Source organism: Dehalococcoidia bacterium (assembly GCA_040902535.1).
Lineage (GTDB): Bacteria > Chloroflexota > Dehalococcoidia > DSTF01 > JACRBR01 > JBBDXD01.
This window is the reverse complement of sequence record JBBDXD010000004.1, coordinates 1-18,369: the sequence shown is the minus strand read 5'-3', so window position 1 is coordinate 18,369 and position 18,369 is coordinate 1. Positions and strand designations below refer to the sequence as shown.

Annotated in this window: 17 protein-coding genes; 9 read left to right on the top strand and 8 right to left on the bottom strand. The window is 66.1% G+C overall.

The annotated features are described in order from the left end of the window. The first annotated feature begins 1 nt into the window (after position 1). From leuC to WEB52_02345, 3 genes are read left to right on the top strand one after another with little or no spacing between them, the layout of a single operon-like run. Positions 2 to 1,408, top strand: coding sequence for a 3-isopropylmalate dehydratase large subunit (leuC, locus tag WEB52_02355; GenBank protein ID MEX2225275.1), 1,407 nt, complete (start codon positions 2 to 4; stop codon positions 1,406 to 1,408). Then, positions 1,408 to 2,004: a 3-isopropylmalate dehydratase small subunit gene (gene leuD / locus WEB52_02350; GenBank protein MEX2225274.1), complete on the top strand. Its 597-nt coding sequence runs from the start codon at positions 1,408 to 1,410 to the stop codon at positions 2,002 to 2,004. Before leuC ends, leuD begins: the two co-directional genes overlap by 1 nt. A gap of 19 nt (positions 2,005 to 2,023) precedes the next feature. Further along, the gene (locus WEB52_02345; GenBank protein ID MEX2225273.1) at positions 2,024 to 2,407 is read left to right on the top strand and encodes a ribonuclease E inhibitor RraB; all 384 of its coding nucleotides are present in this window, start codon (positions 2,024 to 2,026) and stop codon (positions 2,405 to 2,407) included. A gap of 121 nt (positions 2,408 to 2,528) precedes the next feature. On the opposite strand, the gene WEB52_02340 is transcribed toward WEB52_02345, so the two are convergent. The 3 genes from WEB52_02340 to cofG all read right to left on the bottom strand — a co-directional run bounded on the left by WEB52_02340 (position 2,529) and on the right by cofG (position 6,410). Next, on the bottom strand, positions 2,529 to 3,701 hold the full coding sequence (locus WEB52_02340) for a trypsin-like peptidase domain-containing protein (GenBank protein ID MEX2225272.1): 1,173 nt from the start codon (positions 3,699 to 3,701) through the stop codon (positions 2,529 to 2,531). Positions 3,702 to 3,894: 193 nt separating this feature from the next. Continuing rightward, the gene (cofH, locus tag WEB52_02335) at positions 3,895 to 5,160 is read right to left on the bottom strand and encodes a 5-amino-6-(D-ribitylamino)uracil--L-tyrosine 4-hydroxyphenyl transferase CofH (protein MEX2225271.1); all 1,266 of its coding nucleotides are present in this window, start codon (positions 5,158 to 5,160) and stop codon (positions 3,895 to 3,897) included. 53 nt (positions 5,161 to 5,213) lie between these two features. After that, positions 5,214 to 6,410 (bottom strand): 7,8-didemethyl-8-hydroxy-5-deazariboflavin synthase CofG, encoded by a 1,197-nt coding sequence (gene cofG / locus WEB52_02330; GenBank protein ID MEX2225270.1) that lies wholly within the window; start codon positions 6,408 to 6,410, stop codon positions 5,214 to 5,216. 221 nt (positions 6,411 to 6,631) lie between these two features. Between cofG and WEB52_02325 the strand changes: the two genes are divergently transcribed. The 3 genes from WEB52_02325 (at position 6,632) to ileS (ending at position 11,922) form a co-directional block, all read left to right on the top strand. Then, complete coding sequence (locus tag WEB52_02325) at positions 6,632 to 7,828, top strand: GNAT family N-acetyltransferase (GenBank protein ID MEX2225269.1); 1,197 nt, start codon at positions 6,632 to 6,634, stop codon at positions 7,826 to 7,828. A gap of 453 nt (positions 7,829 to 8,281) precedes the next feature. Then, on the top strand, positions 8,282 to 8,713 hold the full coding sequence (locus WEB52_02320) for an endonuclease domain-containing protein (protein ID MEX2225268.1): 432 nt from the start codon (positions 8,282 to 8,284) through the stop codon (positions 8,711 to 8,713). A gap of 5 nt (positions 8,714 to 8,718) precedes the next feature. Next, complete coding sequence (gene ileS, locus WEB52_02315; GenBank protein MEX2225267.1) at positions 8,719 to 11,922, top strand: isoleucine--tRNA ligase; 3,204 nt, start codon at positions 8,719 to 8,721, stop codon at positions 11,920 to 11,922. Here ileS and WEB52_02310 read toward each other — a convergent pair. Next, the gene (locus WEB52_02310; GenBank protein ID MEX2225266.1) at positions 11,902 to 13,083 is read right to left on the bottom strand and encodes a glycosyltransferase family 39 protein; all 1,182 of its coding nucleotides are present in this window, start codon (positions 13,081 to 13,083) and stop codon (positions 11,902 to 11,904) included. The genes ileS and WEB52_02310 overlap by 21 nt on opposite strands. A gap of 113 nt (positions 13,084 to 13,196) precedes the next feature. Next, positions 13,197 to 13,616 carry a nuclear transport factor 2 family protein gene (locus WEB52_02305; GenBank protein ID MEX2225265.1) on the bottom strand — a complete coding sequence of 140 codons (420 nt, stop codon included), beginning with the start codon at positions 13,614 to 13,616 and terminating at the stop codon, positions 13,197 to 13,199. Positions 13,617 to 13,723: 107 nt separating this feature from the next. On the opposite strand from WEB52_02305, the gene WEB52_02300 reads away from it, so the two are divergent. Then, positions 13,724 to 14,983 (top strand): glycosyltransferase family 39 protein, encoded by a 1,260-nt coding sequence (locus WEB52_02300; protein MEX2225264.1) that lies wholly within the window; start codon positions 13,724 to 13,726, stop codon positions 14,981 to 14,983. 24 nt (positions 14,984 to 15,007) lie between these two features. Here WEB52_02300 and WEB52_02295 read toward each other — a convergent pair whose 3' ends face one another. The 3 genes from WEB52_02295 to WEB52_02285 are packed head-to-tail and all read right to left on the bottom strand — an operon-like array spanning position 15,008 to position 17,308. Then, complete coding sequence (locus tag WEB52_02295; protein MEX2225263.1) at positions 15,008 to 15,778, bottom strand: crotonase/enoyl-CoA hydratase family protein; 771 nt, start codon at positions 15,776 to 15,778, stop codon at positions 15,008 to 15,010. A gap of 32 nt (positions 15,779 to 15,810) precedes the next feature. Then, positions 15,811 to 15,957, bottom strand: coding sequence for a hypothetical protein (locus WEB52_02290; GenBank protein MEX2225262.1), 147 nt, complete (start codon positions 15,955 to 15,957; stop codon positions 15,811 to 15,813). Between the two features lie 7 nt (positions 15,958 to 15,964). Further along, positions 15,965 to 17,308, bottom strand: coding sequence for a dipeptidase (locus WEB52_02285; protein ID MEX2225261.1), 1,344 nt, complete (start codon positions 17,306 to 17,308; stop codon positions 15,965 to 15,967). A 181-nt stretch (positions 17,309 to 17,489) separates the two neighbouring features. Between WEB52_02285 and WEB52_02280 the strand changes: the two genes are divergently transcribed. Together WEB52_02280 and WEB52_02275 are read left to right on the top strand one after the other, a co-directional pair. Beyond that, the gene (locus tag WEB52_02280; GenBank protein ID MEX2225260.1) at positions 17,490 to 18,011 is read left to right on the top strand and encodes a DinB family protein; all 522 of its coding nucleotides are present in this window, start codon (positions 17,490 to 17,492) and stop codon (positions 18,009 to 18,011) included. A 9-nt stretch (positions 18,012 to 18,020) separates the two neighbouring features. Beyond that, positions 18,021 to 18,350, top strand: a complete 330-nt coding sequence (locus WEB52_02275) for a TfoX/Sxy family protein (GenBank protein MEX2225259.1) — start codon at positions 18,021 to 18,023, stop codon at positions 18,348 to 18,350. Positions 18,351 to 18,369 lie beyond the last annotated feature (19 nt).

Sequence of the window (18,369 nt, the reverse complement as noted above, 5' to 3'; positions counted from 1 at the left end):
CATGGCGAAGACACTCTCCGAGAAAATTTGGGATCAGCACGTCGTCCGGCGCGAGGACGGCAAGCCCGACCTCCTCTACGTCGATCTGCATCTGGTGCACGAGGTCACGTCCGCCCAGGCCTTCGAAAGCCTGCGCATTGCCGGCCGCCGCGTGCGCCGCCCCGAACTGACGCTCGCGACCGTCGACCACAACGTGCCGACGATCGACCGGGATCAGGAGTGGACTGACCCCCTCTCGACGCTGCAGGTCGCGACGCTCAAGCGTAATTGTGAGGAGTTCGACGTGCCGATGTTCGGCGTCCGCGACGTGCGACAGGGCATCGTGCACGTCATCGGGCCGGAGCAGGGGCTGACGCAGCCCGGCATGACGATCGTCTGCGGTGACAGTCACACGTCGACGCACGGCGCGTTCGGCGCGCTCGCGATCGGCATCGGCACGTCGGAGGTAGAACACGTGCTCGCGACGCAGACGCTGGCGCAAGCGACGCCGAAGACGATGGCGATCGCCGTGGACGGTGAACTGCACGAAGGCGTGACCGCGAAGGACGTGATCCTCGCGATCATCAGAAAAATCGGCGTTTCGGGTGGGATCGGCCACGTCATGGAGTACCGCGGCGACGCCATTCGCTCGCTTTCCATGGAAGGCCGCATGACGATCTGCAACATGTCGATCGAGGCGGGCGCGCGCGCCGGTCTCGTCGCGCCGGACGAAACGACGTTCGCGTATGTGGAAGGCCGCCCGTTCGCTCCGCGTGGCGCCGACTGGGAGAAGGCCCTCGACGAGTGGCGAGCCCTCCCCTCGGACGATGACGCGACATTCGACGCCGTCGTGTCGCTGCGCGCTGAAGAGATTGAGCCGTGCGTCACCTGGGGCACGACGCCGGCGCAGAGTGTGCCGGTCACGGGCCGCGTGCCCGATCCGGCGAGTTTCGACGACGAGCGCGTACGCGAACTGGCGGAGCGCTCGCTGGCGTACATGGAACTGAAGCCCGGCACGTCCATCCAGGACATCGGCATCGACCGCGTGTTCCTGGGGTCGTGTACGAACTCCCGCATCGAAGACCTGCGTGCGGCCGCTGCCGTAGTGCGCGGACAGCACGTCGCTCCGACGGTGCACGCGATGGTGGTGCCGGGTTCGGGGCTGGTAAAGGCGCAGGCGGAGCAGGAGGGCCTCGATCGCGTATTCGTCGACGCCGGATTCGAGTGGCGCGAGGCGGGCTGCTCCATGTGCCTTGGCATGAACCCCGACATTCTGCTTCCGGGCGAACGTTGCGCATCGACCTCGAACCGGAACTTCGAAGGCCGGCAGGGGCGCGGCGGCCGCACGCATCTCGTCAGTCCGCAGATGGCGGCCGCCGCCGCGATCGCAGGGCACTTCGTCGACATTCGCGAGTGGAGGAGCGGCTGATGGAAGTCGTGCGTAACATTCGCGGCAGAGTCATGCCGCTGAACCGTGCCGACGTCGATACGGACCAGATCATCCCGGCCAAGTACCTCAAGCGCATCGAGCGGAGCGGCTTCGGACGGTTCGCGTTCGAGGAATGGCGTAAAGATCCGTCATTCGTAACGAACGACCGGCGCTATGATTCCTCGCCGATCCTCGTGACCGGCCCGAACTTCGGGTGCGGTTCCTCACGTGAGCACGCGCCGTGGGCGCTGCAAGATATGGGACTGCGCGCGATCATTGCGCCGTCGTTCGCGGACATCTTTCGCAACAACTGCGCGAAGATCGGTCTGCTCACGGTCGTCCTGCCGCAGCCTGACGTTGACCAGATCGTCGCGCGGGCCGAAGACGCGCCGGGATTCGAGGCGGAAGTGGACCTTGAGTCCCAGACCGTGCGCTTCGGCAGCGAGGTCCGCGGATTCCACATTGATGCGTTTGTGAAGCACAGCCTGCTGAACGGGCTAGACGAGATCGGCCTGACCTTGCAAGACAGCGGCGCAATCGATAGTTTTGAAACGTCGCGACCTCATTACAAGCCCCGCACGATCGCGGCGCATTGATCCGAGCGCGAGGCCGGCTATGGGCTTCATTCTCAATCTGTTCCGCAACAGGCCGAAGACCGACAAGGACGGCGTGGCCATCAACGCACTGCGCAAGCGCGGCGTCGACATGACGCGACCGCTGATGTTGCGGCACTTTCTCTACTTTGCGCTCGAGTACGAGGCGCGCGTCGTAGCGGCGCAACTCGTCAAGCAGGGATTCGACATCGACCTGTTGGACGCCCCGATGAATAGCGGCCTCCTTGTGGTGGCGCGGCGCGCGGACGCACCCGATGGAGACGCGATCCGCGTGCTACGCGCGTCGTTGCACGAACTCGCTCTGTCGCAGAAGGGCGAGTACGACGGCTGGGAGGCGGAACTGCCTTCGGGCGAGGGCATCGCTGGAGCAACGGCGCGGACGTGACCGCCGTGTGCGTAGCCTGTGCAAGCAAGAGGCCCGCCGATCCGATCGGCGGGCCTCCTTGATCGCAACGCAAGCGGCCGGGTTGGTGGCGGGGAACCGGCCGGCCTGCGATGTCGCCTCGTTACGCCGACGAGTCCCACGAGCGCAGCGTCGCCTGCAACTCGATGTCCTCGCCGTCCCTGTGTACTTTCAGCGTCACGCCGTCGCCGGTGCTCTTTGAATCGATGTAATCGGCGAGGTCTTCGAACGACTCCATGGCCTGGCCGTCTATTTCGACGATGACGTCGCCGCCGCCGTTCTCGGATGGCCGCAGCCCAGCGTCGTCGGCAGCGCTGTCCGGATCGACGGAGATCACCGCTACGCCATGCGGCACGCTGAGATCCGCCGCTTCGGACTGCGTCAACGTGCGCCCGGAGATGCCGAGCCGTGGGTGATCGATGCCCTCACCGCTGATCAGTTCGGTAAGGAAGCGTTTCGGCGTGTTGATCGGCACCGCGTACGCGATCCCGACGAAGCCGGTGCCGTTGGGATTTTCGATCGCCGTGTTGATGCCAATGACCTCACCGCGAAGGTTGAACAGCGCCCCGCCCGAGTTGCCAGGATTCACGGCCGTGTCCGTCTGAAGCAGGTTGCGGATCGGGCGGCCGGTGCTGCTCGAAGCCAGCGTGCGGCCGGTGCCGCTGATGACGCCGGTGGTGAACGAGCCGTCGAGGCCGAACGGATTGCCGAGGGCCGCTACCGACTCACCGATGCGGACCGCGCTCGAATCGCCGAGCGTCGCCGGGCTGAGCACGTCCGGATCGACGTCGACCTGGACCATGGCGATGTCATTGCCCGGGTCGCTCCCGACGACCTCGCCGGCGGCAGTCGAGCCGTCCGCGAACGTGACCGTCACCTGCTCGAAGCCGCGGACGACGTGGAAGTTTGTGAGAATGTTGCCCTCGGCGTCGATGACCACGCCGGATCCGAGTCCCTCCTGCGGCACCGAGAACGGGCTGCTATCGACGTCACCCGTGGTGATCCGCACGACCGAATCCCGCACCGACTGGTACAACTCAGTGAAATCGGTCGTCACGACTGCCGGATTGTCGTCGCCTTCGCTGACCGGCACGCCGGTGTTGTCGGAGACGGTCGCCGGACTGCCGCCGCCGCCGTCGTCCTCGATCGCCCAGGTGACGCCCCCGACGATCAATCCGCCGACGATCATGCTCAAGACGACCGTGAGGAACGTCGCGCCCAAGCGCGGCCGCCGTGGCTGGGACTCAGGCTCCGGGTATTGATATCCGTACTGCACGCCGACCTCCTCCGCCGCCTTGTGTCGTGATCCAGTATGACGAACGGGACGCAAGGAGGGTGCTTCAAACTCGTTAAGAGCACGACAAACGCTGGCGGCCGTCAACCGCGACTCGGCTACAAAGCTCGCGGCGGGAGCTATTAGCCGCTGGAACGCGCATCCATGCGCAGCGCCGCGAGGAGCGGCATTCTGTTCAGCGTGGCGCCGCCGCCGGCTGTGCCGGACGATAATGGTCCGCGAACTTGAAGTCCGTCGATTCGACGAGTTGGACGTACGATCCGAATCGCGCGTCCCCTTCGCCGATCACGTGGTCCAGAGGGTCGTAATGGTCATCGGGCGCTGAGCCGAACTCGCGGACGATGCCGTACAACGTGTTGCGCTCGGCCGGGATCCGTCCGATGTCACGGATGACGTCGCGCATCTCGCGGGGTGCCATGCGCTGACCGTAGATCGCGCCCGCCGATGTGGAGATGCTCTCGTTGATGAGCGTGCCCATGAAGTCATTGCATCCGGCGTTGAGTGCCATCTGCGCGAGCTTCGGTCCTTCCTTCACCCACGATGCCTGCAGGTTCGGGATCCAGTTGTTCAGCACGATGCGCGACACGGCGTACATCTTCATCACTTCGGCGCCCGTCGCGCCGGGCGCGATGCCCTCGATGAGTTGCTTCTCGTACATCGGCGCTTCGCTGTGCACGAAGCTCAGCGGCACGAACTCCGTGAACCCTCCGGTCTCCTGCTGGATGTCCCGGAGCAGCACGATGTGCGCGGCGCGCTGCCGCAGCGTCTCGATGTGGCCGTACATAATCGTCGAGGTCGTCGGGATGCCCGCCCGGTGCGCTGTCGTCACGACGTCGATCCACTGATCTTTCGTGATACGCCCGGGCGCGATCTTGTCGCGCACATCCTGGTCTAGGATCTCGGCCGAGGTTCCGGGCAGGCTGCCGACGCCGGCGTTCTTGAGCGCGACGAGATACTCCTCGATCGAACAGCGGGCGCGTATCGAGCCGTAGAGCACTTCTTCGGGCGAGAAGCCGTGGATGTGCATGTCGGGCATCTCGGCCTTGATCGCCTTCGTCAGCTCGACGTAGTAGTAGCCGTCCATCTTCGGCGGCAACCCCGCCTGCACGCAGATCTCACGCGCCCCCAGGTCATACGCCTCGCGCGCGCGCCGAATCACCTCGTGCATCGGAAGGAAGTAGCCCTCTTCGGTGCGGTGGTCGCGGCTGAACGCGCAGAATCCGCAGTGCTTGATGCAGACGTTCGTGAAGTTGATGTTGCGGTTGATCACGTACGTCACGACATCACCGACGGTGCGTCGCCGCAGCTCATCAGCCGTCAGGATCACGGCGTTGAGCGACGCGCCCTGTGCCCCGAAAAGCGCCGTCGCTTCGTCGACGTTGATATCTTCGCCATCCAACGCGCGGTCGAGGATTCGCGCGATCTCGCCCTCGACGGGCATCGCGCGCGACCACGCGACACTGTCGCCGGTTTCTGCCCTGTTCGTGTCACCGTTCACCATCGCTCTTCCTCTCTTTTCACGAGTCCATCCGCGTCCGCAAGGCGACCGATCGCCGGGCGGAACGCCTCGGGTATGAAGCCTGTGTCCTCTCGAATGTATTCCGGATAAAGTCCGAGCCGCTCACGCAGCTCGAAGCCGGCATCGGCGCATGTCTCGCGCAAGTCGGCAAGCGCGGGCCATGGCCGTTCCGGGTTGATGAAGTCCTTCGTGACCGGCGAGATGCCGCCCCAGTCGTTGATGCCGGCGAGCAGGTACATACCGTGCGCGTCGGGAGTCAGGTTCGGCGGCGCCTGGAGGTTCATCTCTGAGCCGAGCATCAAGCGAGCGGTGGCAATGGTGCGCAGCATCTCGAAGACGCTCGGCTCGTCCTTGTGCCGCATCGCGATGTCTTCCTTGACACGGAAGTTCTGGATGATGACTTCCTGTATGTGGCCGTACTCGTCGTGCAGGTCGCGGATCGCCTGCAGCGAGTCGACACGCTCTTCCCGCGTCTCACCGATCCCAATGAGGATGCCTGTCGTCCAGGCGACCTTCTGTTCGCCGGCGAAGCGCATCGTGCGCAGGCGCTCTTCGGGGATCTTGCCGGGGCAGTTCCAGTGCGCCATGCCCTTCTCGTGCAACCGCATCGACACCGTCTCGAGCATCATCCCCATCGACACGCTGACGTCGCGCAGCGCAGTGATCTCGTCGGCTTCCATGACGCCCTGGTTGACGTGCGGCATCAGCCCGGTCTCGCGCAGCACCAGGTCGCACATCTCGCGCAGGTACGACGACGTGGTCGTGTGACCGTAGCGCGCAAGATCGTCGCGGACGAAGTCGTAGATCTCTTCGGGGCGCTCGCCGAGCGAGAACAGCGCCTCCTTGCAACCCTGCCGCGCGCCCTGCCGCGCGACGGCGAGCACTTCGTCCGGCGACATGGTGTGCGCGATCGGGTCGCGCGGGCCGCGGGCGAAGGTGCAGTAGCCGCACTTCTGGCGGCAGAGGTTCGTCAGGGGGATGAACACCTTGCGCGAGTACGTGACCGTGCGGCCATGGACACGATCGCGCAGGCGCGACGCGGCCGCCATGATCTCCGTCAGTTCCGTAGCGTCGGCGTTGAGCAGGCGATAGCCGTCATGCGGCGACAACCGCTCGCCTCGCTCAGCGCGGCGAAGGATATCCGGAATGCCTGTTTCGACGAGTTGTGTCATCCGTCCTCGACCTGTGCGGGCGACAAAAAAGCCGCACCGCAAGACGCGCATTCCTGTGCGCTCCACGGCCCGGCGACCGGCTCTCACCGCCGGCAGGTACGACCCGCCAGGTCGAATAACCAGAGTTAACCTACCGATCTTACGCAGCGCAGCGTGGCGGGTCAACTGGACGCCACAGGCGGAAGTTGGGCGTGGGAACCGACGTGCTACGATCCGCGCCGATGGCGCTTCGTATCCGCTCCGCTCGCCCCGGCGACCTCCCCCAGATCTACGACGTGCTCAACGCGGCGTTCGATACGCCGATTGAGCTGTTCATGGCGCAGACCGAACGCGATTCGACGTGCCGCTGGCGCCATGCGCGCGTCGCCGAGGTCGATGGGCGGATCGTCGCACATGTGCGCGTCTTTGCGCGGACGATGCTCGTGCGCGGCGCACCCGTGCGCGCCGGGGGCATCGGTTCCGTCGCCACGCTGCCACAGCACGAGGGCAGCGGCTACGCGACCGTCCTGCTGTACGACGCAATACAGGAGATGCACCGGCTGGGCATGGTGGTCGCGTACCTGTTCACGGACCGCGTGAGCTTCTACGAGCGCGTCGGATTTCGCGTGGTCGAGCAGCCTGGTTTCCGTGTCCGCCCTCAGGAAGCCGCGGCCACACCGGTAGATGGCATCTACGCCATCCGGCCGGTCGAACCCGACGACGTAGCGTCGCTGCTGCGCATCTATCGCACGGCGACCGTCGGAACGTCGGGGGCGATCGTCCGCACCGAATCGATCTGGCGTGATGCGCAAACGTGGCTCGGAGAGGATCACGCTGGATGCGTCGTTGCCGAGCGGGCGGGTCGCCCCGTCGCATACCTTCGCGCTCGATCGCGTCCCGACGACTATCAGATCCTCGAAGGTGAGCACATGCCCGGGCACGACCCGGCGATCGCGCCGTTGCTCGCGACGGCCGGACGGCGAGCGAAGGCGCTCCGCGCACCGCTGGTGGCCTCGGTGCCGGGGGACCACGCGCTCGCGACGGCGCTGCGCTCGTTGCCATCGACCACCTGGTCGACGGGCATCGACCACGTCGCGCATCCGATGATGATGCGCGTCGTCTCGCTCGATCGCCTGCTCGACGCGCTGCTGCCGCAGATCCGTGACCGTGCGCGGACACATCGCGGGGAGCCGTTTTCGCTCACGCTGCACGCACCGGACGGCGAACAGGCGACGCTCGCCGTGAGCGGCGCGAGCGTTTCTATCCGCCGCCGCAACGGCGCGTACGCGCTCGATGAAGCTGGCACGCTCGCCGCGCTGCTCGGCCAGCGGCGAGCGACGAAGCTGGTGCGTCCGCGCCCGCCCGCCGACGCCGCCCGTCGCATCGACTCGCTATTCCGACAGGCGCCCCTGCACTTCTGGAACAGCGACCGCATCTGAACCTCGCGACGTTCGGGTAAACCCTGATTTGTCGCGTTAACGCCGCTTTCCTATACTGCGTGCACAGGCGATGACGGAGACGAGTACGTCGTCACACGCTGCCAAGCGAGTCCGGGCACGGTGCGAGCCGGACGCAGACGCGACGATCGAAGATCCCTCCCGAGCCGGGCAGCAGAACCGCCAGCGGGCGAAGTAAGCCGCTCCGGAATCCCCCGTTAGCAGGGCAGGGCGTGTTGGCGTCCGGATGAGGTGGCTCGCTGTGCAAGCGGGCAACCAGGGTGGTACCGCGGGCGATCGTTCGACCCGTCCCTGACTGTGTCAGAGGGCGGGTTTTTCGTTTGTCCCGCGAGATGGAATCGGGCGAGGCGACGAAGGACCTCACCCCCTAACCCCCTCTCCGTCACGCGAAGAGGGGGAAGCGAGGACAGAGACTTGGCAAGTCAGCGCGAACGTATGCATGTTCCGAATGGCGTGCGCCTGCGCATGCTGGAGGTCGCGCGCAACCTGAGGAGATCGTCGACTCCCGGCGAGCAGATCTTGTGGCAGCATCTGCGTGGACGACGTGTCGATGGTCGAAAGTTTCGTCGCCAGCACGCTAACGGGACGTTCGTCGTTGACTTCTTCTGTTCCGACGAGCGCCTCATCGTCGAAGTAGACGGTGGGATCCACGAGTCCCAGAGGAGCGCCGATCAAGAACGCCAGCAGATCCTCGAGTCCCTCGGATACCGCGTGATTCGCGTCTCTGACGATCTAGTGCGCACCGACATCGAACGCGTACTCACCAGCATCAATACCAACCTCACACCCCAAGCTCCCCCTCTCCGTTCGACGGAGAGGGGGCCGCGGGGTGAGGTTCGCACGCGCAAGCCGCCGAATCAAGGATGAAGTCAATGCTCCAACCCGTATCCACGCGACCATCCTTCGTCGACATGGAGAAGCGTCTGCTCGAGTGGTGGCGGCAGGAGCGCATGATCGAGAAGTACATCAGCCGCAACGACGCGTCGGAGCGGCGCTGGTCGTTCATCGACGGACCGATCACGGCCAACAACCCGATGGCCGTGCACCACGCGTGGGGACGCTCGTACAAGGACCTCTACCAGCGCTACCACACGATGCTCGGTGAGAAGCAGCGCTATCAGAACGGTTTCGACTGCCAGGGGCTCTGGATCGAGGTCGAGGTCGAGAAGGAGCACGGGTTCAAATCCAAGAAGGACATCATCGCCTACGGCATCGACAAGTTTGTCGACGACTGCAAGGCGCGCGTGCAGCGCTTCGCCGGCATCCAGACGGAGCAGTCGATCCGGCTCGGTTACTGGATGGACTGGGACAACTCGTACTACACGAACTCCGACGAGAACAACTACACGATCTGGCACTTTCTCAAGACATGCTTCGAGCGGGGCTACGTCTATAAAGGCCACGACGTCATGCCGTGGTGTCCTCGCTGCGCCACCGGCCTCTCCGAGCACGAGATCGTCACTGAGGGCTACCAGCAGGTCACGCACGCGAGCGTGTACGTGAAGTTCCCGCTGCTTGACCGCGCCGGCGAGTCACTGCTCGTCTGGACCACCACGCCATGGACGTTGCCCGGCAACGTTGCGTCGGCGGTGCATCCTGAACTGACGTACCTCAAAGTGCGGCAGGGCGAAGACGTGCTCTACGTCTCGAAGGGCGCTGCGAAGACCGCGCTGAAGGGCGACCACGAGGTGCTCGCCGAAGTGACGGGTGCCTCGCTCGTCGGACTGCGGTACTCGGGGCCGTTCGATGAGCTGCCTGCTCAAGCGGGCATCGAGCACACCGTGATCTCGTGGGACGAGGTCTCCGACGACGAGGGCACCGGCATCGTCCACATCGCGCCGGGCTGCGGCAAGGAGGACTTTGCGCTCAGCAAGGAACTCGGGCTCGCCGTCATCGCGCCGACCGACGATGAAGGCGTCTACCTCGAAGGCTTCGATGCGCTCAGCGGACGCTCAGTCTCCGACGACGCCACGCGCGACGCGATCTTCGACAGCCTTCGCCAGAAGGGCGCGATGTATCGCACGCAGCAGTACTTGCATCGCTATCCGCACTGCTGGCGATGCGGCACGGAACTGATCTTTCGTCTGGTCGACGAGTGGTTCATCAGCATGGACGAGCTGCGGCACCAGATCGCCGAGGTCACGAAGGAGATCCGCTGGATCCCCGACTTCGGCCTGGCGCGGGAGCTCGACTGGCTGAAGAACATGGACGACTGGATGATCTCGAAGAAGCGCTACTACGGCCTCGCGCTGCCGATCTACGACTGTACGAACTGCGGCACATTCGAGGTCATCGGCAGCGAAGTGGAACTCAAGGAGCGCGCTGTCGCGGGCTGGGAGCAGTTCGAGGGCCACTCGCCGCACAAGCCATGGATCGACGCCGTGAAGATCGCGTGCGGCAAGTGCGGCGAAGCCGTGTCGCGCATCCCTGACGTCGGCAACCCGTGGCTCGATGCGGGCATCGTGCCGTTCTCGACGCTGAACTATCGTCACGATCGCTCGCACTGGGAGCAATGGTTCCCGGCGGACTTCATCACCGAGGCTTTTCCGGGGCAATTTCGCAACTGGTTTTACTCGCTGCTCACCATGGCGACGGCGCTCGAACATCGACCGCCGTTTCGCTGCGTGCTCGGCCACGCCATGGTGCGCGACGAGCACGGCGAGGAGATGCACAAGAGCAAGGGCAACGCCATCTGGTTCGAGGACGCCGCCGACAACATGGGCGTCGATGTGATGCGGTGGATGTTCTTCCGTCAGAACCCCGCGTACAACATCAACTTCGGATACGGCCCTGCCGATGAGGTGCGCCGCAGCCTGTTCCTGACGCTCTGGAACACGTACGCCTTCTTCGTGACGTACGCCACGCTCGACGGCTGGTCCCCGCTATCCGAATCGAGCGCGGGCTTTCAGCCCGCGCGGATCAACGGTACTGACACCACACCAGCCGAAGAAGCAATTCCCTACACCGAACTCGACCGATGGCTGCTCTCCGAGCTGCACCAGCTCGTCGTCGACGTTACCGCAGCGCTCGACGACTTCGACGCGCTCGCAGCCACGAAGCGCTTCGAAAGCTTCGTCGAAAACCTGTCGAACTGGTACGTGCGTCGCAGCCGCCGTCGCTTCTGGAAGTCTGAGAGCGACACCGACAAGCAGGCGGCTTACGCGACGCTGTACGAGGCGTTGCTGACGACGGCCAGGCTGCTCGCGCCGTTCACGCCGTTCCTCGCCGAAGAGATGTACCAAAACCTCGTCCGCTCGTTCGACGCCTCCGAACCCCAGAGCGTGCACCTCACTGACTGGCCCGTCGCGGACCAGTCGAAGGTCGACCGCACGCTCTCGGACGAGACGAAGCTTGTGATGCGCGTCGCCTCGCTCGGCCGCGCCGCCCGCGCGAAGGCGCAACTCAAGGTGCGGCAGCCGGTCGCGGAGCTCTTCGTGAAGCTGCCGACGATGATGGAGGAGCACGCACTCGAACACTTGGCGCCGCAACTGCTCGACGAACTGAACGTCAAGGATCTCCGGATCATTCGCGACGAGACGGACTTCCTGCGCTTCGAGGTAAAGCCCAACCTCAAGGCGCTGGGGCAGAAGTACGGTCGCGAGGTGCAGGACATCGCGAAGGCGCTGCAGTCGATGCCCGCCGCTGATCTCGCGGACGTCGCCCGCGCCGTGCAGGACGGCCGCACGGTCGACATCGCCGGCAAGACGCTGGAGCCGGACGAGCTGCTCGTCAACGGTCGCGAGAAGGAGGGCTTCGCGTCCGCGTCCGACGACGGCGTCGTGGTCATCGTCTCGACGGAGATGACGCCGGAACTGGAGCAGGAGGGGCTCGCGCGCGAGATCGTGCACCGCATCCAGAACCTGCGCAAAGACGCCGGCTTCGAAATCGCCGACCGCATCCGCACCTACTACGCCGGCGACGGCAACCTACGCGACGTCATGGAGCGCTTCGGCGACTACGTGCGCCAGGAGACGCTCTCGGTCGCGCTCGAACAAGCGCCGCCTCCGGCCGCTGCCCACGCAGAGACGGCGAACGTCGACGGGCGAGAGGTGACGTTAGGGGTCGTCCGGGCTTAGTTCGATACGCCGAGTGCGATTGATGACGGTGCCGGCCAACCACGCCACGCCGGCCGCGGCGCACACGCTCAGCAGCGGTAGCACCGGCGTGTGGTAGCGCGGCTCCGGCCAGAACGTGATCTCGATCGCCGTCCAGGCGAGGAGGCCGAACGCTAGCACCAACCGCGGCCGTTCGCGCACGCGGAGCCATAACGGTGCGGCCAGCAGCGCCGCGAGCATCAGCACCGCGTATGGGACGTCGGCGACACGTCGCCACCTCGTTGCCTCCGCCTCGCTCATGGGGGGCCGCTCGTGCATGGCCCAGTCGACCGCCTCGTGGTCGTTGCGATAGAGGTGACGCAGCTTATTCAGCTCGAGCGGCGCGATCTCCCATGGGTGGCGTGCGATGTTTCCGAGCGTGTCTTCAAGCGGCGGCGCGGGCGCGGTGAAGCGCGCCGGTCGGTCGAGATAGTTCGGATCGAGCGCGTTTGAGACGGCGCCGGGCGCGCCGGTCCGCAGCAGCACGAAGTCGTCGAATCGGACGGCATTCCGGACGGTCCACGCGCCGAGCACGACGGCGAACGCCGCGCACACGATCGCGCCGTATCGCAGCGGCGTGCGCCAGCGGGGCAGCACGGCGAGCCACAACAGCACGAACAGCGGTGCCAGCAGGACGGCTTCGGCGCGGATCAACGTCGCGTAGCCGAGCAGCAAGCCCAGCGTCGCGAGCTGCCATGCGCGCGCGTCGTGGTTATCGAGCGTCCATGTTAGCAGCAGGTACAGGCACAGTAGGAAGACGAACGTGAAGAGCGTCTCCGTCATGACCAGCGTCGACCAGAACGCGTGGCCGGGCAGCAGCGCGAGGATCAGTGCCGCGAGGAGGCCCGCCGCACGTCCGAACGCGCGCGCGCCGATCGCGTACACGAGGACGCACGTCGCGGCCCCGATCGCGACGTTGAGCGCCTTCGCCACGGCGAGGTGCGGACCTGCCGTGAAGAACGCCGCCGCCAGCGTCAGCGCGTAGCCGGGCGGCCAGTGCGCCGAGAATCTGCCGAACTGGTCGCGATACTCAAACGCGTCGGCGAGCGCGCGCGCCGAGGCGTAGTAGAAGACCGTGTCGTCGGCGCGGCCGTCGAAGGGGTGCACGTTGACGTACGCGATCCACGCCGTGCGTACGGCCACCGCCACTGCGACGATGGCCGCGAGGATCAGGACGTCGCGACGCGATGCCGGGGCCTCGCGCGACGGTTCGAGCGTCGATTGCGGCGCGTGCTGCGTTTGCGGCGACTCGGCTATCAGTCGCCCGCTCCTGTGAACGCCGTGACAAGGGCGGCCGTGTCGTAGTACTCCCGCGCCGCGACGATCTTGCCGCCGCGGAGCGTAAACATGTGCACGAAGTGCGATTCGAATGGACGGCCCGTTGGACGGGCGAGGCCGCTTTCCTTACCCGTGACTGCCACGCCATCGCCCGAGGCGACGACCGCGACGTCGGGGCTGAAGTTCTGGATGTCCAACGAATCTCCGATCATCCCGATAAAGCGCAGCACCTCGTCGTGGCCGTGGTAGCGGCCGGCGAGAGGGATGGTGTTTGGGCCGTAGAACTCCCAGTCGATCGCGGGATCGAGCGCGACGAGCATGCCTTCGACGTCGCCCTTTTCAAACGCCGCATACAGGCTCATGACGGTCTGGACGTTGGCTTCCGCTGTCGCATCCATGGGTGCTCCTCGCCCTCGTAGCATCCTGCTCGGCTATCATCACGCTCGTGCGTGCGCTCACGAGCGATGACGTTGCCAGTGTACTCGCGGCTCGCCGGCGAGTCCCCATGCCGCCGCTAAGCGTGCTCGCGATTGCCGCGATCTTCGTCGTTGCGCTGGTGCTGCGGGGGCTCTGGCTCCTCGAGACGGACACGGTGATCCCGCCGCTGTCCGACCCGCAGTACTACCACGCGACCGCCACGAACATCGCCGAGGGGCGCGGCTACAGCGTCGCGGTCGATGAGCGGGGCTTCGTCGCCGGCCCGCAAAGCGAGGGCACGGCGTTCTGGGCGCCGGGCTTCTCGGTCGCGCTCGCCCCGTTCTACAAGCTCTTCGGCGCCGAACCCGGCGTCGCGAAGGCGTTCAATGCAATCGCCGGCGCGCTGACGGTCGTGCCGGTGTTCTTCATCGGCCGGCGGCTGCGCGGCGACGCCTGTGGGCTGCTCGCCGCGACGCTCTTTGCTCTGTTGCCGGCGCTCGTCTTCTGGACGGCGTCGGCATTCAGCGAGCCGCTGTTCACGCTCGGCGTCGCGACGACGCTCGCGTTGGCGATGCACGCTGGCGGCCGCTCGAGCGTCGCGTGGTGCTTCGCCGCCGGCATCGCGCTGATCGCGACGGCGTTCGTGCGTTCGCAGGGGCTATTGCTGCTGGTGCCAGTCGTACTGCTGCTCGTGCGCTCGTACGACTGGCGCACCGTCGTACGTACGATGGCGCCCGTCGCCGCGGCGATCGCGCTGTTCGTCGTGCCATGGGCGATCCGGAACCAGGCCGTCATGGGCGAGCCGACGCTGATCAACAACAACCTCGGCTACAACCTGCGCCTCGCGCACGCGCCTTACTCGACGGGGACGTCGATACCGCCGCAGGATCTGTGGGACGAGCAGCCGGGCATCTCGTTCAAGGAGCGCGAACTCCTGTTCGACGACCTCGGCCGCGAACGGGCGATCGACTACGCGCTCGCGCATCCCGGCCGCGAGATGGAGCTGGCGGTCAAGCGCGTGCTGTACCTGCTCGAATCGGATGCCGCCGCATCGATCGACTGGTCGGAGAGCCTTGGCCGCACCCCGCTGGAGCGCGGGCGCGATGCGTACGTGCTCATCGGCGACGTGTACTGGTATGCGATGCTCGGGCTGGCGGCGGCGTCGCTCGTGTTCGTGAGGCGTACGCGCGAATGGTGGGCGCTCTGGGCGACGATCGCCGCCTGGGTCGCGCTGCACACGGTGTTCGCGGGAGAGCCGCGATACCACGTCCCCATCGCGCCGGTGATTGCCGTGTTAGCCGCCGCAGCAGCGATCGAGGTCGCGCGTTCGTCATCGCGTCGCGACTGAAACTGACGACTGACCACTGACAACTCAAATGTCGTCGAACTTACCGTGGCGCCCCTTGCCCGACGCAAAGCGCTGCGCCCCGGCGAGCGTCTCGCCCGACCGGATCGTCTCGATACCGAGGCGTGTTTCGTTCGCGATCGCGTCGCGCACCGGCATGCCCCACTGCTCATACGACGACATGCGATCTGAGCGCAAGCACAGTTGCGGGAATGCGCACAACTCGCGCGCCAGCTGCAATGCGCCATCGAGCGCCTGGCCGGGCTCGACGAGACGGTTTGCGAGTCCCATTCGTAGCGCTTCTTCGCCGGAGACGCCGCGTCCTGTGAGGATCATGTCGAGCGCATGGCTATGCCCGACCAGCCGCGGGAGGCGCACCGTGCCGCCATCGACCAGCGGCACGCCCCAGCGCCGGCAATACACGCCGAACGTGGCGTCGCGCGCTGCGACGCGCAGGTCGCACCACAGCGACAGTTCGAGCCCGCCCGCGACGGCGAAGCCTTCGACCGCCGCGATGACGGGCTTTGAGAGCAGCATGAACGTCGGCCCCATCGGCCCGTCTGAGTCTGCATTGACGCGATTGCCGCGGCCGTCCGATACGCCCTTCAGGTCGGCGCCCGCGCAAAACGTCCCATGCGCTCCCGTGAGCACGGCGACCTTCAGCGCGTCGTCCGCATCGAAGCGGCGGAACGCAGCGGCGAGTTCCGCTGCTGTCGGTCCATCGACGGCGTTCCGCACTTCGTGCCGGTCGATCGTGACGACGGCGATTTCGCCGTTCACTTCGTAGTGCACTGCCATGGTCGTCTCCTGAAACTCCGGACTATCCAATCCTACGCCGACGGCATCTCCTCCGTCGCGCCGTATTTCGAAGCCGCCGATACAAGACTGCGTCCGAACACCACCACACACAACGCGCGCAGCCACGCGACGCGAAGCGTGGAGAACAGCCGCCCCCGGCTGTTCATCTTCGTGCTCACTCTTTCATCATGCCTTCGATCCAAGCGCCTCCAACAGCATCGCCTCGGCGAGGATCATGTGTTCCAGTTCGCCGAGGTCAACACTCTCGTTCGGAGCGTGTATTGCCGCAGCGCCGTCCTCGGCGCCCCAGGTGATGATCTCGGCATCCGGCGAGACGCGCTGAAAGACGTTCATCAGCGGGATCGTGCCGCCCGCGCCGCCCATGATTGTCGCCGCGCCGAAGACATCATCGAGCACGCGTCGCGCCGTCGCGTAAGCGGGTCCGTCCGTCTTCGCGGCGAAGCCCGGCCCGGCGCCGCCCGGCGTGATCTCCACCTGCACGCCCCACGGCGCCGCCTTGCGCAGATGTTCCACCAGCAGTTCCAGCGCGTGACGCACATCCTCGCCGGGTGCGGTGCCCAGGCTCACACGCGCCCTAGCCACGGGGACGAGTGCGTTTGCCGCACCATCGTACGGGAGCGCATCGATCCCGATCACGTTGACGGACGGCTTCGACCACAGCCGGTCGGCGATCGGGCCCTCGCCGATCAGCTCGACGCCCTCCAGCACGTCGGCCCCGCGACGGAAGCCGTTTTCGGAAAGCTCTCCGCCACCCGGCCACGCGCCGGCGATCAACCCCTCGATCGCGACGTTGCCTCTATCGTCGTGCAGCGACGCGATCATGCGCGAAAGTGCGATGAGCGCGTCCGGCGCCGGTCCGCCGAACTGGCCGGAGTGCACCGGCCCGGCGAGCGTGCGCACCTCGACGCTGCAACTCGTGACGCCGCGCAGCGCCGTCGTGAGCGTCGGCCTGCCGACGCGCACGTTGCCGGCGTCAGCGGAGATCACGACGTCGGCGCGGAAGAGTGACGGATACTTTAGGACGTAGTCGCCCAAATGACTCATCGTTTCCTCTTCGCCCTCGATCACCACCTTGACGCCGACGCGCAACCGCCCGGCGAGCGCCCGTAGCGCGGCGACGTGCATGACGACGCCGGACTTGTCGTCTGCGGCGCCGCGGCCGTAGAGCCGCCCGTCGCGAACCGCCGGCTCGTACGGCGGCGATGTCCACGCCGATTCCTTGCCCGGCGGCTGGATGTCGTAGTGCGCGTAGAGGAGCACGGTGGGCGCGCCCGGTGGGCCTGCGACCTCGCCATACACCGCGGGATAGCCATCCGGTATCTCGAGCAGCCGTGCATCGCCAACGCCTGCGGTCTCGAGCATCCCGGCGACCGCCCTCGCTGCCTCGTACACGGGCTCCGAAGGAAAGCCCGGGAACGCACACGAAGGTATCCGCACGAGCCGCTCAAGATCAGCCTGTGCCGTGGGCATCAGGTTGGCGATCGTGTCCTTGAGCAGCATGTCGGGCATGTGATTCCTCCGCCTCTGGTAGCTCACCTGCACGGGTACCAACCGTAGATAGTCGGCTCCATAGAGGCAATGCCGCGGTCACGCTGACAGGATGGTGGCAGGAGTCCCACCGCCGCATTGGGCCGCCACCTACTGCCGGCCAGGAAAGCATCCTAAGCTTGACGGCGGGAAGCGAGTAAATATGGACACGATTGCATTCATCCGCGAGCAGCTACAGCAGGCTCGCGCCTTTCTGGAGACGACGATGGCGGACGTGAGCGCCGACGACGCGCACGCGCGTCCGCCGGGCAAGGGCAACTCGATCGCCGCTACGTACGGCCACCTTGTCACCGGCGAAGATGGCTTCGTAAACGGCCTGCTGCGCGGCGGCTCGCCGTTGTTCGCGGGCGCCTGGGCCGGAAAAACGGGCCTCAGCGAACTGCCGCCGCCCGATGCCGATTGGGGCGCATGGGCCGCGCGCCTGAGCCTGGATCTCGACGCCGTTCGTCCGTACGCGCGGGCGGTCGCGGACGAAACCGACGCCTGGCTCGCCTCGCTGGCGCCCGCCGATCTTGAGCGTGACATCGATTTCTCCGAGGCGGGATTCGGACATGTGACGCTCGCATGGACGCTTGGCTCCGGCGTGCTCGGGCACGTAACGTCGCACTGGGGCGAGATCTGCGCGCTCAAGGGGCTGCGCGGCGGCAAAGGCTTCCCGTTATGAGGTGCGTTGATGGCATACGATGAGCGGCTGGCCGGCCGTGTGCGTGCGGTGCTTGCGCAGCACGCGGGCATCACCGAGCGCAGGATGTTCGGCGGCATTGCGTTTCTGCTCGATGGCAAGATGTGCGTCGGCGTGCTCAACGACGAGCTCGTCGTGCGCTCAGGCAAGGAACGCTATCACGACGCGCTCGACAACACGCACGCCCGTCCCATGGACTTCACCGGCCGTGTGACGACCGGCATGCTCTACGTATCGAGCGCGGGTGTGACGCGCGGTCCGGCGCTGCGACGCTGGATTGATGTCGTGACCTGCCCCCGATCTTTGGTCCACTCATTGTGAGAGTCCGACCGGGTCCTTC